The following is a 14,602-nucleotide window of genomic DNA, read 5'->3' as shown; positions in this document are numbered from 1 at the left end:
CTGTGATGCTTGCGCCTTTTTTATATGGCTTGACGGCCTTGCGGTTAAAAAAGCTTTATTCTGTAAACGGAATAGCGATACGCATTTTGTCCCATCCAATGTTTAGAACCATACCTTTTTCGGCTGGAGTAAAAACCATTGAAAGTGCTTCCAGAGATTCTTCTGCCTGAGTTACAGGAACAACTAATCGGGCAACATCATTTTCAGCCTTGTAGTTGTAAGCGCCCCAAACATTAATACTTTTGTTGATGATAATAGTGTAGTTGTCTTGTTCTGGAATAGTATATAAGGAATAAGTTCCCGATTTGATTTTGGTTTTTCCAAGCATAACATCCTTGTAGAATGTAATTTCGGTAGCTTCATTAGCACCGGTTCTCCATACTTTTCCGGCAGGAGCCAATTCGCTTAGCGAACGTCCTTTCAACTGTGGACGGCTGTAAATTATTTTGGCTGTTTTTACCGGAATTTTATTATCGGCAGGAAATAAAGCCTGATCTAACGGACTTTTGTCCAGACCCGGAAATTTTTGAGCCTGTGTTTCTGTGGCTAATAGTAATAAGAAACCGAAAGCGATTGCAGAAATAAATTTTAATTTTTTCATAGTGATTAAAAAGATAAGATTAGTAATGATTCTTTTACGAAGTTAAATAAAAATTGTTTCCCGATTGGTTAAGAATTTCAAATACCAATAAAATAGTTTGAGATTATGTGGGAATTGAATTAGTGTTTCAACTTTTTAAATAGCATTGCAACCCTTGCGAAAAACTTTGCTTACTTTGCGGTTAAATACTTCAAATGACTTTCAAACAAAAAATACATCAATATTACAGCCGATTAGTTGAAGACAGAATTGATGCTTTTCGCGATATGATTTCAGCTTTGACCGAAGATTCTAAAAATGATGCTAAAGGTTCGGCTGGCGATAAACATGAAACGGCTTTGTCGATGATGGATCTGGAACAGGAAAAATTCAATACTAAACTACGAGAGGTTTTGGAACAAAAAGCAGTTTTAGACAAAATTGATGCTTCAATAGTGGCGAAAACAATCGCTTTAGGAAGTTTGGTAAAAGCGAACGGGATTTATTTATATCTGTCTTTGGCTTTGCCAAAAATTACTATTGACGGAATTAATGTAATTGCTTTGTCACCACAATCGCCATTAGGGAATAAATTAATGGGAAATTCCGTGGGATTTACTTTTGAAATTAACGGTACAAAGTATTTGATTGAGAAAGTTGAATAGTGATGCGAAATTGTAAAAAATGACTAAAAGAAATGTTTGTTACGTTTAAAATTAATATATTTGTACGTATAAAACTTTAGGTATGGATACTAAACTCACATTAAAGCTTAATCAAGATGTAATTGAAAAAGCAAAGTTATATGCTTCTGAAAAGAAATTAAGTTTATCTAGATTGATAGAAAATTATCTTAATTCTTTGACTTCAGAGAAGCCACATGATGGTTTGGAAATTTCTCCTTTTGTAAAAAGTCTTTCTTCTGGAGTTGAAATTCCTGCCGATTATGATTATAAAAAAGACCGTGCTGATTATTTAGATCAAAAATACAAATGACACGACTTTTTTTAGATACAAATGTAATATTAGATTTGTTAGGAGAAAGAATTCCGTTTTTTGATTCAATTGCTAAGATTGCTACTTTAGCAGATATGGGAAAAATTACTTTAGTTGCTTCTCCTCTTTCTTTCACAACAATAGATTATGTTTTAAATAGATTTGAATCTTCTGAATCTGTTTTGAATAAACTTCGAAAGTTTAAAATAATCTGTGAAGTTTGTGAAGTGGATGAAAAAACTATTGAAAAAGGGCTAAATTCTAGTTTCAAGGATTTTGAAGATGCTGTTCAATATTTTACCGCTTTACAAGCTAATTGTTCCATTATTATAACTAGAAATGGAAAAGATTTTAAGAACTCTACAATTCCAATTATGACGGCTGAGGAATATTTGAGTAGTATTTTATAAAGCAATTTTTCTAATTAGGATATATTCTTGAAATAAAGTATTTGATTGAAAATATAGAATAGGTTCTTTTTTTTTCTATGACTCTTAAGTATTTGAAATCATTTAAAAAAACACCATTCCCTAATAAAACTTTTTGTAATTTCGCGAGCTTAAAAGTTTGACTTTAAAACTACATAAAATTATGAGTAAAATAATGACAGTCGACGTTTTGTCGAGTATTAAAGGAGCACAGCCTTCCGAGAGTGTGAACCAATTATTTGATGTGATTAAAAATGCACAGCCATCAAATAATAATGCTGTAAATAATGTCAATCGTAATTGTGTGTCAGTAAGTGATTTAAGAGAAGATGTTGTGGTAGAGAGTTCGGCTATTGAAAAAGAACTTATTTTGGAAAACTTCCCGAACAAGAAAAATGGTTTTTTAGTTGTTGCTAAAGTTATTGAGAGTTAAAAAAAATATCTTTTGATTTTAAACCATTAAGAAGTTTAGTTAATTAAGGCTTAATGGAGCTTAATTTCTTAATGGTTTATTTTTTGAAAATTAATTGTAAAATTAAAACTCATATAAAATATGAGTACAATATAAAATGGAATCTCAGATAAAAAAAATACACCAACAATTGGTGTCCAAACAAATAAGCTGTACGGCTTTAGTACAGGAAAAATTAGACTTGCTTAAGCAAAATACCTATAACTCTGTAAATTCTGTATTGGATACTTTGGCTTTGGAACTAGCAGCTAAAGTGGATGCTAAGATTGCAAACGGAGAAACCATCGGTTTACTGGAAGGAATACCTTTCGGAATCAAAGATGTGTATATGGTTCAGGGAACTTACACCACTGCAAGTTCTGAATTGCTTAGAAATTATAAATCACCTTACACGGCTACTGCCATTCAAAAATTGTTGGATGCAGGTGCTATTCCGTTAGCAAAAGAAAACTGCGATAGTTTTGGTCATGGTTCATCCAGTGAGAATACCATTTTTGGTGCGGTTAAAAATGCAATCAATCCGGAATTAGTAGGTGGAGGATCGAGTGGAGGATCGGCTGTGAATGTGGCTAAAGAATATACGGTGTTTTCTATTGGTGGAGATACAGGAGGTTCTATTCGTCAGCCTGCCGGATACAATCATATTTATGGTTTAAAGCCAACATACGGAAGAATTTCAAGATACGGATTGATGGCTTATGCGTCTTCTACCGATTGTGTGGGTCCATTGGCAAAATCAATTGAAGATATTCGAATTGTACTAAATGTGATGAGCGGAAAAGATCCAAAAGATCAGACTTCAATCGCTTCATCAGAAATAAGTGAAGATGCAATTGCAACTTCTGCTGTGAAAACAGTTGGTTATTTTAAAAACTTTATCGAAAGCGAAGCTATTGATGCGAAGATAAAAGCAGATTTCTTAGCCAGCATCGAAAAAATAAAAGCTAAGGGAATTGAGGTAAAAGAATTGGATTTCTTTAAATCGGATATTTTAGTTTCTACTTATTATACGCTGGCAATGGCTGAAACGGCTTCGAATTTATCCCGTTTAGACGGAACGAATTACGGAAACCGTATTGAAGGAGAAAATTTAATTGATACTTATGCAGTGACGCGTTCTGAAAATTTCTCAGAAGAAACGAAACGCAGAATTGTAGGTGGAAACCAGGTTTTGTCTCAGGGATTCTCGGATGAGATTTATTTGAAAGGATTGGCTTTAAGAGATCAGATTTCTGAAAATTTCAGTAAAGATTTCGAGGAAGTGGATGTAATTTTATCTCCGGTTACTCCTAGTACGCCTCCTAAAATTGGAGACAGTTTAAAAGATCCTTTGGCGATGTATTTGTCTGATGCTTATACAGTAGGTTTTAGTTTAGGGCAATTGCCAACTATCACTGTGCCACAGGGAACAACTACAGGATTGCAGATTACTGCAGCAAAAAATAATGATGAATTAGTATTGCAATTTGCAAACTTCTTAAAAGATACAATATAATGGAATTGGAACAATTAACGGCGGCTATTAAAGCCCACGATTTAGAATTGGTTATCGGACTGGAAACACACGTTCGATTGAATACCAAAACCAAGTTGTTTTGTTCCTGTCCAAATCAGGAAATAGAAACACCTAACCAAAATATATGTTCGGTTTGTACCGGACAAATGGGGGTTTTGCCTGCAGTAAATAAAGAAGCGGTTACTAAGGCTATTTATTTCGGAAAAGCAGTGGATTCTTCATTTAGTAATGAAGTGATTTCCTGGGATAGAAAGCATTATGAGTATCCGGATAACCCGAAAAATATTCAGATTACACAATTTCATAATCCAATTATTCCTGACGGACACGTTTCTTGTTATAGAAACGACGGTACACAATTTACCGTAAATTTAACGCAGGTTCATATTGAGGAAGACGCTGCAAAATTGATGCACGAAAAGAAAATTTCGTTAGTCGATTTTAACAAAGCCGGTGTACCATTGATTGAGATTGTTACCGAGCCTTGTATCCGTAATATCGAAGATGCTTCGACTTATGCGCAGTATATTCAGCGTATTGTTCAGAACTTAGGAATCTCTGAAGCGAATTTGGAAAAAGGAGAATTCAAATCGGATGTTTCGGTGTCTTTGCGTAAAAAAGACAGTAACGACTTGAATCCAAGAACGGAAATCAAAAACCTGAACTCGTTTAAGTTTATGGTGGAAGCTCTGAAAGAAGAGGTAGAGAAGCAGTTTAATTATTTTGTTGAGCACAAAGAGTTTCGTCCTGATCAAACGACTGTGTTGTGGGATGCTGAATTAAAGCAGACCAAAACTATGCGTAAAAAAGAATTTGAAGCGGATTACCGTTTCATTTCTGAGCCGGATTTACCTTTTGTAAATATTAAAGCGGAGATTGAAGCTATTAAGGTGGATGCAAGCGCTTTGCCTTATGCTGTTGAATCGATATTGATTAACGGAGGTGTTTTGCCTCAGGATGCTAAGTTCTTTACAGCAGATGCTTTGCGTTCCAGAACATTTGTTACTTTAAATAACGAAATTAACGATCCTTCGTTTGTTGCTAAAACTTTGGCTAATAATGTTAAGGCCGAAGATTATGCTAAAATCCATAATATTGAGCATTTAGTAACCATTTTTGTGTTGTTCAAAGCTGAAAAAATCACGGCAGTTTTAGTTCAAAATGCTATTGCAGGTTATTTAAAAGATCAAAATTTTGACTACAATAAGTATTTCGAAGAAAATACCATTTCGGAAGACAAAATCCAGGAAGTAATTTCTAAAGTAATTGCCGAAAATGAAGCTGTTGCTAAAGACATTGCTGCCGGAGATCAAGGGAAAGCCGGGATTTTAGTTGGTAAAGTTCTTGGGATTATCGGAAAAGGAGCAAACGGAAAAGTAATCCGTCAGATTATTTTAGATAAATTAGGAGCTGATACTCTTGTAGAAAATAAAGAATCTCAGGAAAAAGTTTCAAAAGAAGCAATTGCCGAATCAAAAGAAGCTCAGGAAGAAGTGCTTCCTGAAATTCCTATTGTTGTAAAAGATACCTACAGAACACATAAAATTTCGCAATTATCTGAAGAAAGTGTTAGTCAGGAGGTAATGCTTTCCGGTTGGGTTGCCAGTGTGCGTGACCACGGAGAGTTGATGTTTATTGATTTGCGTGATTCGAGTTATGAAGTATTTCAGGTTCGTATCAGCAGGGAATCTTTCCCTAATATCGACGAATTGGTAAAGTTAAAACCGGAATCGGTTATTTCGGTAAAAGGTATCGTAGTTGGTCGTAACGAAGATGATTTTAATGCCGGATTGCGTACGGGTAAAATCGAATTGGAAACATCGGAATTAGAGATATTAAACCTGTCTAAAACTTTGCCATTTGAAATTAAAAGAGCTGCAAAAACTAACGAAGCTACTCGTTTTCAATACAAGTTCTTAGATCATAGAAATGACGAAGTGCGTCGTGCGATTGTTAATCGTCATAAGGTGATTAAATTAATCCGCGATATTTTGGATGGTGAAGAGTTTTTAGAAATAGAAACACCTATTTTAAGTGCCGGAACCGATGAGGGAGCACGTGAATTTATTGTTCCTAGTCGTAAACAAGCCGGTTTCTTTTATACATTGCCACAAGCGCCACAGCAGTTCAAGCAAATGTTGATGGTGAGCGGTTATGAGAAATATTTCCAGGTAGCGCGTTGTTTTAGAGATGAGGATTCCCGTGGGGATCGTCAGCCTGAGTTCACGCAGCTGGATATGGAAATGGCTTATGCAAGCATGCAGCAAATTATTGATTTGAATACCAAATTGTTCAATGAGATAGTTAAAAAAGTATATGGTAATAAGTGGATTTTACGTCCGTTTGAAGTGCTGACGTACAAAGAAGCTATGGATTATTATGGTTGTGACCGACCTGATTTGCGTTTTGGTTTGAAAATGCAGGATATTACAGAAATTGTAAAAGATACTACTTTTCAGGTTTTCTCTAAGCCAATTGAAGAAGGCGGAATTGTAAAATGTATCAAAGTTTCGGCTCAGGAACAAGGAAACAAGCGTATTTCTAAAGGACAAATAGAGGCTCTAACGGCTATAGCCCAGCAAAATGGTTTGGGTGGTTTGGCTTATATCATTGTGAATGAAGATGAATTGCAATCGCCGATTATTAAATTCTTAGGAGAAAAAATTGCAGCTGGAATTATAAAGGCAGCAAATGCTCAAATAGGTGATATTGTGTTCTTCTCAGCAGCCGATTATGCTACGGCAAATAAGGCTTTGGATGCAGTGCGTCAGGAACTGGGCAGAATGTTACATTTGATTAATCCGAAGGAATTGCGTCCGGCCTGGGTAGTTGATTTTCCAATGTTTGAAAAAACCGATGAAGGAAGATGGACATTTACACATAATCCGTTCTCGATGCCTGCTGTTTATGATTTGCAAAAACACATGGATGGTAAAGAAGAGGAAATCGGAACTATCATTGCGCAACAATATGATATTATCTTAAACGGTTACGAAATTGGAGGAGGATCCGTTCGTGCACATAAATCGGAAATTCTGGAAGCAACTTATAGAAATATGGGTTACAATAAAGAAGAGATGATTAAGAGTGTTGGAACGATGTATAAAGCTTTCCAATACGGAGCACCGCCGCACGGAGGAATTGCCTGGGGAATTGACCGTTTGATGATGATTTTAGAGAAAAAAGCTTCTATCAGAGAGGTAATGGCTTTCCCTAAAACAGGAACGAGTGATGATTTATTATTCGGAGCTCCATCTGCTTTATCTGATAAAAAGGTAGAGGAGATGAATGTGAGGATTATTAAATAACAAAAATCAATCTCAATTGCAAATTCAAATTTCCAAAACAGCATTTTTAAATGTTTGTTTTGGAAATTTGTGTTTTATAAAAGTTTGGGTTTAAAATTGAAATTTATTTTTGAAATTGCTATTGCAGCTAAATTTTATGATCGTGGTTTATTGCGACCTCTGTCGTAAAGAACAATGCTTCCTGCAACTGATACATTCAGGCTTTTTTCGGATTTGAATTTTACCAAATAATGGCATTTTTCAATCGCTTTTTTCGAAAGACCATTATCTTCGGCGCCTAATAAATAAAGACAACGTCTTGGGTGTTCGAAAGTTTCTAAATCTTCTGCTCTGTCATCTAATTCAACGCCAACCAAACGTGCGCCTTTAGGCAGGTTTTTGAAAAAATCTTCAAAAGTCTCGTAATGGAAATAAGGCATCGATTTTACGGCATTGTGCGTGTCGCAGGCTTGTTTGGCGTATCGGTTTCCGATAGTAAAAATAAAACTGGCGCCCAGGTTTTGCGCTGATCGCCATAATACGCCTAAGTTTTCAGGGGTTTTTCCGTTTTGTATTCCTATGCCGAAAAATTCAGTTGTAAAATTGTCATTCATAAAGGCAAAAGTACAAACAGTTAGCAGTAATGACAAATATTAATTTGTTTGAAATATTCAGCTGAATATCGATTTTAAAATTTCGAAATTAGTTTTTAGTAGTCTTGAAATTGCTATTGGTATTTTGAATTTTGATATTGTTGTCGAAATTGATTTTTCTTGTTGAAATTGACATTTTTTGTTGATAACTTAAGGTCTGGTGAGCTTGTTTTTAACTATATATAAATTGCGTTTTTATATATTTGCGTGTTATACAAAAAATATATTTAGAATAGAACATATGAGCGAAGAAATCAAGAACAATTATTCAGCAGATAGTATTCAGGCATTAGAAGGAATGGAGCACGTAAGAATGCGTCCTTCCATGTATATAGGGGATGTTGGGGTTCGTGGACTTCATCATTTAGTTTATGAGGTGGTTGATAACTCTATTGATGAGGCAATGGGAGGGCATTGTGATACCATTAGTGTTTCTATAAATGAAGATGGATCTATCACAGTAGAGGATAATGGACGTGGTATTCCGGTTGGAATCCATAAAAAAGAAGGAGTTTCTGCGCTTGAGGTTGTAATGACTAAAATTGGTGCCGGAGGTAAATTCGATAAAGATTCGTATAAAGTTTCCGGAGGATTGCACGGTGTTGGGGTTTCCTGTGTGAATGCCTTGTCAACGCATTTAACAGCTACAGTTCATAGTAGTGATGGTAAAATTTACCAACAGGAATACGAAAGAGGAAAAGCTTTGTATCCTGTTAAACAAATTGGAGATACATCCAAGAGAGGTACAATTGTAACTTTTTATCCGGATCCAACCATTTTTACGCAAACTACCGAGTATTCTTATGATACTTTGTCGGCTCGTATGCGTGAGTTGGCTTTTTTGAACAAAGGAATTACAATCAATTTTTGTGATAAAAGAGAATTAGATAAAGACGGAAATCCTGTTGGTGAAATGTTTCATTCTACCGAAGGGTTAAAAGAATATATACGTTATTTAGATGGAAATCGTGAGCCTATTATTGGCCATGTAATTTCTATGGATAATCAAAATGCGGAAATTCCTGTTGAGGTAGCTTTGATTTACAATACAAGTTATTCTGAGAATATTTTTTCTTATGTAAATAATATTAATACTCACGAAGGAGGAACGCATTTGCAGGGTTTCAGAATGGGATTGACCCGTTCGCTTAAGAAATATGCGGATGCTTCTGGAATGTTGGATAAACTGAAATTTGATATTTCAGGAGATGACTTCCGTGAAGGTCTTACTGCTATTATTTCAGTAAAAGTTTCTGAACCTCAATTTGAGGGACAGACAAAAACCAAGCTTGGAAACAGAGAGGTGGTTTCTCCTGTAAGTCAGGCGGTGAGTGAGATGGTGGAGAATTATTTGGAAGAAAATCCAAATGATGCAAAAATCATTGTTCAAAAAGTAATTCTGGCAGCTCAGGCACGTCATGCGGCTAAAAAAGCCCGTGAAATGGTACAGCGTAAAACTGTTATGGGTGGCGGTGGATTACCGGGTAAATTATCAGATTGTTCTGAGCAGGATCCGGCAAAATGTGAGGTTTATCTTGTCGAGGGAGATTCGGCGGGTGGAACTGCTAAACAAGGTCGTGACAGAAATTTTCAGGCTATTTTGCCATTGCGTGGTAAGATTTTGAATGTGGAAAAAGCGATGCACCACAAGGTTTTTGAAAACGAAGAGATTCGAAATATTTTCACGGCTTTAGGGGTGACAATTGGAACAGAGGAAGATAGTAAGGCTTTGAATATATCAAAATTACGTTACCATAAAGTAATTATCATGTGTGATGCCGATGTCGATGGTAGTCACATTTCTACTTTGATTTTGACATTCTTCTTTCGTTTTATGAAAGAATTAATCGAAGAAGGACACGTTTATATTGCAGCTCCTCCTTTGTATTTGGTTAAAAAAGGAAATAAAAAAGAGTATGCATGGAATGATGTACAACGTGATCAGGCTAACGAAAGAATGGGTGGAAGTGCTAATATTCAACGTTATAAAGGTCTTGGAGAGATGAATGCGGAGCAGTTGTGGGAAACTACAATGGATCCAAATTTCAGAACGTTACGTCAGGTAACTATTGAGAGTTTAGCAGAAGCTGACAGGGTGTTTTCTATGTTGATGGGTGACGAAGTACCACCTCGTAGAGAATTTATCGAGAAAAATGCGGTTTACGCTAATATTGATGCGTAAAAAAAGTTTATTCGGTGGTTATTTTAAGCAATAAATTGTAGATTAGCGGGAGTTAACCAATTTTTTACTTAACCGAATAAACATTAAAATATGAAAGTTACTATTGTAGGAGCAGGAAACGTAGGAGCAACCTGTGCAGATGTTATTTCTTATAGAGGAATTGCCAGTGAAGTGGTATTATTAGATATCAAAGAAGGTTTTGCCGAAGGGAAAGCTTTGGATATTATGCAATGTGCTACCGATACAGGATTTAATACCCGAGTGATAGGAGTTACCAATGATTATTCAAAAACGGCCAATAGTGATGTGGTGGTGGTGACTTCAGGGATTCCCAGAAAACCGGGAATGACTCGTGAGGAATTGATAGGAATTAATGCAGGAATAGTAAAATCGGTTGTTGAAAATATTTTAAAATATTCTCCGGAGACCATTATTGTTATGGTTTCGAATCCAATGGATACGATGACGTATTTGGCATTAAAATCCACAGGTTTGCCGAAGAACAGGATTATAGGTATGGGGGGGATTTTAGATAGTTCCCGTTTCAGAACTTATTTGTCTTTAGCTTTGGATAAACCGGCAAATGATGTGTCAGGAATGGTAATTGGAGGTCATGGTGATACTACGATGATTCCGTTAACACGTTTGGCTTCTTATAATGGAATTCCGGTTTCGCAATTTCTATCAGAGGAGGTTTTACAAAAAGTTGCTGCTGATACTATGGTAGGAGGTGCAACTCTTACAGGGCTTTTAGGAACATCAGCCTGGTATGCGCCCGGAGCTTCAGTTGCTTTTTTGGTTGACAGTATTTTGAATGACCAAAAAAGAATGATTGCCTGTTCTGTGTATGTTGAAGGTGAATACGGTCAGAACGATATTTGTATAGGAGTGCCTTGTATTATCGGTAAAAATGGTGTTGAGGAGATTCTCGATATTCAATTAAACGACAATGAAAAAGCCTTATTTGCAAAAAGTGCTGATGCGGTTAGAGCAATGAATGATGCTTTGAAAACGATTTTAGCTTAAGTTTTTTTCACATATAAAGTGAAGACTGCAATTTTGCAGTCTTTTTTTTGAGATTAATTCATAAATAAATTGGTTAATCTTAACCAGAATTATATATTTGCTCGGTTTAAAAAAAGATAGTTAGCTTTTGTAGTTTTTTGATTTTGAATAAATAGGAGCTAAGGTGTTGTTTATAAGGTTTTAACACAAAATAATAAATTTAAAATAATTAATTTTTAGTAATAATGCAGAATAAAGGACTTATTAAATTTTTCGCAATTCTATTTGCATTGGTAAGTATTTACCAACTCTCTTTCACTTTTGTGGCCAATAATGTCAAAAGTGATGCTAAGGCTTTTGCAGGAGACAATCCTGATAAAGAGTTAAAATATTTGGATTCTATCGGGAAAGAAAGTGTGTTGAATCTTGGTTTTACAGAATTTACTTATGATGAAGTAAAAAATAAACAATTAAATAAAGGTCTTGACTTAGAAGGAGGAATCAACGTTATTCTTCAAATTTCTATAAAAGATGTTTTAAAAGGATTATCTAATAATTCTAAAAATCCTGTATTTAATAAGTCATTAGCTGATGCAACTGCAAATACGCAAGGAAACAAAACGTATTTAGACAAGTTCTTCGAAGCTTTTGAAGCTAATTCAAAAGGAACTGTAAAATTAGCTTCGCCTGATATTTTTGCTAACAGAAGTATGCAGGGAGAAGGTGGTGTTGATTTTCAAATGACAGATGCTCAGGTTCAAAAAGTAATCAAAAGAAAAGTTGATGAATCTATAGAAAGTGCTTACAAAGTATTAAGAGAGCGTATTGATAAATTTGGTGTTACACAACCTAATATCCAAAAATTAGGAGAAACAGGAAGAATTCTTGTAGAACTTCCGGGAGCTAAAGATGTAGATAGAATTAAAAAACTATTAGGAGGAAAAGCGCAACTTGAATTTTGGGAAACTTATAAAGTTGAAGAAATAGGTAACTTTTTAATGGCTGCTAATGAGGCATTGAAGAAAACAGAAGTTGCTAAAGTTGAGAAAAAAGCAGTAGTTAAGGATTCATTAAGTGCATTGTTGACTGACACTAAAGATTCTACTGATACTAAGAAAGGAAATAATCCACTGTTTGATAAAATGTTATCTCAAAGTGGAGGCGGTTTAGGATTGTATGCTCCTAAAGATACTGCTGTGATTAATGGTTATTTGAAAAGAGCAGATATCAGAGTTTTGTTATCACCAGACCAGCGTTATGCAAAATTTGTTTGGGGAAAAGTAACGAAGCTTAAAGATGCTAAAGAAAAAGAAGTTGAAGCTGTTGAATTATATGCTTTAAGAGGTAACAGAGACAACACACCGGCTATGCTTGGTGCTGTGGTTACAGATGCAAAAGATACTTTTGACCAAATGGGTAAACCGGCAGTTTCTATGCAAATGAACGGACAGGGAGCTAAAGCTTGGGAAGAATTAACAGGCAGAGCTTATACTCAAAAAACAAATATTGCTATTGTTTTAGATAATGTGGTGTATTCGGCACCTGGAGTTTCCAGCGGACCTATCTCCGGAGGAAGATCTGAAATTACAGGTTCATTTGATATTACTGAAACTCAGGATTTAGCTAATGTGTTGAATGCAGGTAAATTACCGGCTTCGGCAGATATCGTTCAATCTACTGTTGTAGGACCATCTTTAGGACAAGCTTCTATCGACGCAGGTATGATGTCGTCAATAGTAGGATTTGTTTTAGTGTGTTTATGGATGATATTTTATTATGGCAGAGCAGGTTGGTATGCTAATCTTGCATTATTATTGAACTTATTGTTCTTATTTGGTATCATGGCAAGTTTTGGTTTTGTGTTAACATTACCGGGTATTGCAGGTATTGTATTAACATTAGGTACAGCGGTAGATGCTAACATTATTATTTATGAAAGAGCAAAAGAAGAATTGCGTGATGGTAAATCTTTATTAGAAGCCGTAACTTCATCTTATGGATGGCATGGTGCTATGCGTTCTATTATTGATGCTAACGTTACTCACGTTTTAACTGGTGCTATCTTGTTTATTTTTGGAACAGGACCTATTAAAGGTTTTGCATTGACATTGCTTATTGGTATTGTTACATCATTGTTTACTTCTATTTTTATTGCCCGAATTTTTATTGATAAAAATATTGTAGGAAAAGCTAATTTGACTTTCTGTACTAATACAACTAAAAATTGGTTTACTAATTTTAATTACGACTTTATCAAGATTAAGAAAATTACCTATGTATTCTCTTCAATTGTAGTAATTGTGAGTTTGGTATCTATTTTCTTCGGTAACGGATTGGATCAGGGAGTTGACTTTGTAGGAGGAAGAACTTTCCAGGTTAAATTTGAAAAACCGGTTGATGCGGTAGTAATCTCAGAAGAGCTATCTACAGCTTTCGGAACTCCTGTTGAAGCTAAAGTTTTAGGAGATGATGATCAATTAAAGATTACTACTAAATACAAAATCAAAGAAGATGGTATTGCTGTAGATAAGGAAGTAAACGAAAAATTATACAACACCTTAGCTAAGTATTATCCAAATACTTCTTATGATAAATTTATCAATACTTTTGATGGTAAAAAAGTGGGAGTTTTACAAGCTTCTAAAGTTGGAGCTTCTATCTCAGAAGATATTAAAACGAACTCCTATTGGGCAGTTTTAGGAGCTTTAGCTGTTATTTTCTTATACTTAATGATTTCATTCCGTAAATGGCAATATTCATTAGGAGCGATTGCAGCTGTTGCGCATGACGTAATCTTTGTATTGGGTATTTATTCATTATGCTATAAATTTATGCCTTTCCACATGGAAATGGATCAGCACTTTATTGCCGCTATTCTTACGGTTATTGGTTATTCGATGAATGATACGGTAATTGTATTTGACAGAATCAGAGAGTTTATCCTTGGAAAACGTAAAGGAAGTTTTGAAGATATTGTAAATGCTTCTATTAATACTACTTTGTCAAGAACATTGAATACATCATTAACGATGATTTTAGTTTTGCTAACAATGTTCCTTTTTGGAGGTGAATCTATCAGAGGATTTATTTTTGCTATGCTTGTTGGAATCATTGTAGGTACTTATTCATCATTGTTTATAGCGACTCCTGTATTGGTGGACACTATTTCAAGAGAAGAGAAGACTACTGTTGAAAAACAACACGAAGCAGCTTAAGATGCTTTTATACTAATAATTAAGACTCAGCTTTTTTAGCTGGGTCTTTTTTTTTGAGAATAAACTACCTCGGGGCAAAGCTCCAGAGGTATTAGTGAAATAATCGCCACGATTCACTAATTTCTTTTTCATTCGTGAATTAGTAGAAAAAAGCGAGTAGAACATAAAGGAGTTAAACCTAAAGGAATAGATTTGCTGTTTTTTTAGAATCACTTTTATATTTCGCAATTCCTTTTAATAAAACTTGGTTTTTTAATATATTTACCTA

Annotated in this window: 11 protein-coding genes; 9 read left to right on the top strand and 2 right to left on the bottom strand. The window is 35.0% G+C overall.

Annotated features, from left to right (window positions below; translation table 11 throughout):
* Window positions 1-55 precede the first annotated feature (55 nt).
* Window positions 56-601 (bottom strand): DUF2911 domain-containing protein, encoded by a 546-nt coding sequence (locus IEV84_RS10965; RefSeq protein ID WP_188494332.1) that lies wholly within the window; start codon window positions 599-601, stop codon window positions 56-58.
* Between the two features lie 194 nt (window positions 602-795).
* Between IEV84_RS10965 and IEV84_RS10960 the strand changes: the two genes are divergently transcribed.
* From IEV84_RS10960 to gatB/aspS, 6 genes are all read left to right on the top strand, one after another.
* Window positions 796-1,245, top strand: a complete 450-nt coding sequence (locus IEV84_RS10960) for a hypothetical protein (RefSeq protein ID WP_188494331.1) — start codon at window positions 796-798, stop codon at window positions 1,243-1,245.
* Window positions 1,246-1,327: 82 nt separating this feature from the next.
* Window positions 1,328-1,576: a DUF6364 family protein gene (locus IEV84_RS10955; protein WP_188494330.1), complete on the top strand. Its 249-nt coding sequence runs from the start codon at window positions 1,328-1,330 to the stop codon at window positions 1,574-1,576.
* Window positions 1,573-1,986, top strand: coding sequence for a PIN domain-containing protein (locus tag IEV84_RS10950; protein WP_188494329.1), 414 nt, complete (start codon window positions 1,573-1,575; stop codon window positions 1,984-1,986). The genes IEV84_RS10955 and IEV84_RS10950 overlap by 4 nt, the downstream gene beginning before the upstream one ends.
* Window positions 1,987-2,167: 181 nt before the next feature.
* Window positions 2,168-2,437, top strand: coding sequence for an Asp-tRNA(Asn)/Glu-tRNA(Gln) amidotransferase subunit GatC (locus IEV84_RS10945; protein WP_188494328.1), 270 nt, complete (start codon window positions 2,168-2,170; stop codon window positions 2,435-2,437).
* A 136-nt stretch (window positions 2,438-2,573) separates the two neighbouring features.
* The gene (locus IEV84_RS10940) at window positions 2,574-3,971 is read left to right on the top strand and encodes an amidase family protein (protein ID WP_188494327.1); all 1,398 of its coding nucleotides are present in this window, start codon (window positions 2,574-2,576) and stop codon (window positions 3,969-3,971) included.
* On the top strand, window positions 3,971-7,300 hold the full coding sequence (gene gatB/aspS / locus IEV84_RS10935; RefSeq protein WP_188494326.1) for a bifunctional amidotransferase subunit GatB/aspartate--tRNA ligase AspS: 3,330 nt from the start codon (window positions 3,971-3,973) through the stop codon (window positions 7,298-7,300). Before IEV84_RS10940 ends, gatB/aspS begins: the two co-directional genes overlap by 1 nt.
* A 134-nt stretch (window positions 7,301-7,434) precedes the next feature.
* Here the strand turns inward: gatB/aspS and IEV84_RS10930 are convergent, their stop codons facing one another.
* Window positions 7,435-7,893 carry an RNA methyltransferase gene (locus tag IEV84_RS10930; protein ID WP_188494463.1) on the bottom strand — a complete coding sequence of 153 codons (459 nt, stop codon included), beginning with the start codon at window positions 7,891-7,893 and terminating at the stop codon, window positions 7,435-7,437.
* A 280-nt stretch (window positions 7,894-8,173) separates the two neighbouring features.
* On the opposite strand from IEV84_RS10930, the gene gyrB reads away from it, so the two are divergent.
* From gyrB to secDF, 3 genes are all read left to right on the top strand, one after another.
* Window positions 8,174-10,114: a DNA topoisomerase (ATP-hydrolyzing) subunit B gene (gene gyrB, locus IEV84_RS10925; protein ID WP_188494325.1), complete on the top strand. Its 1,941-nt coding sequence runs from the start codon at window positions 8,174-8,176 to the stop codon at window positions 10,112-10,114.
* Window positions 10,115-10,204: 90 nt separating this feature from the next.
* Window positions 10,205-11,140, top strand: a complete 936-nt coding sequence (gene mdh, locus IEV84_RS10920) for a malate dehydrogenase (RefSeq protein WP_188494324.1) — start codon at window positions 10,205-10,207, stop codon at window positions 11,138-11,140.
* A 224-nt stretch (window positions 11,141-11,364) separates the two neighbouring features.
* Window positions 11,365-14,334, top strand: a complete 2,970-nt coding sequence (secDF, locus tag IEV84_RS10915; protein WP_188494323.1) for a protein translocase subunit SecDF — start codon at window positions 11,365-11,367, stop codon at window positions 14,332-14,334.
* Window positions 14,335-14,602 lie beyond the last annotated feature (268 nt).

The sequence above is a fragment of the Flavobacterium palustre genome, assembly GCF_014639535.1.
In the GTDB taxonomy this organism is placed as follows: Bacteria; Bacteroidota; Bacteroidia; order Flavobacteriales; family Flavobacteriaceae; genus Flavobacterium; species Flavobacterium palustre.
Note: the sequence above shows the minus strand (reverse complement) of the source record. Positions and strands in the feature narration are given on the sequence as shown.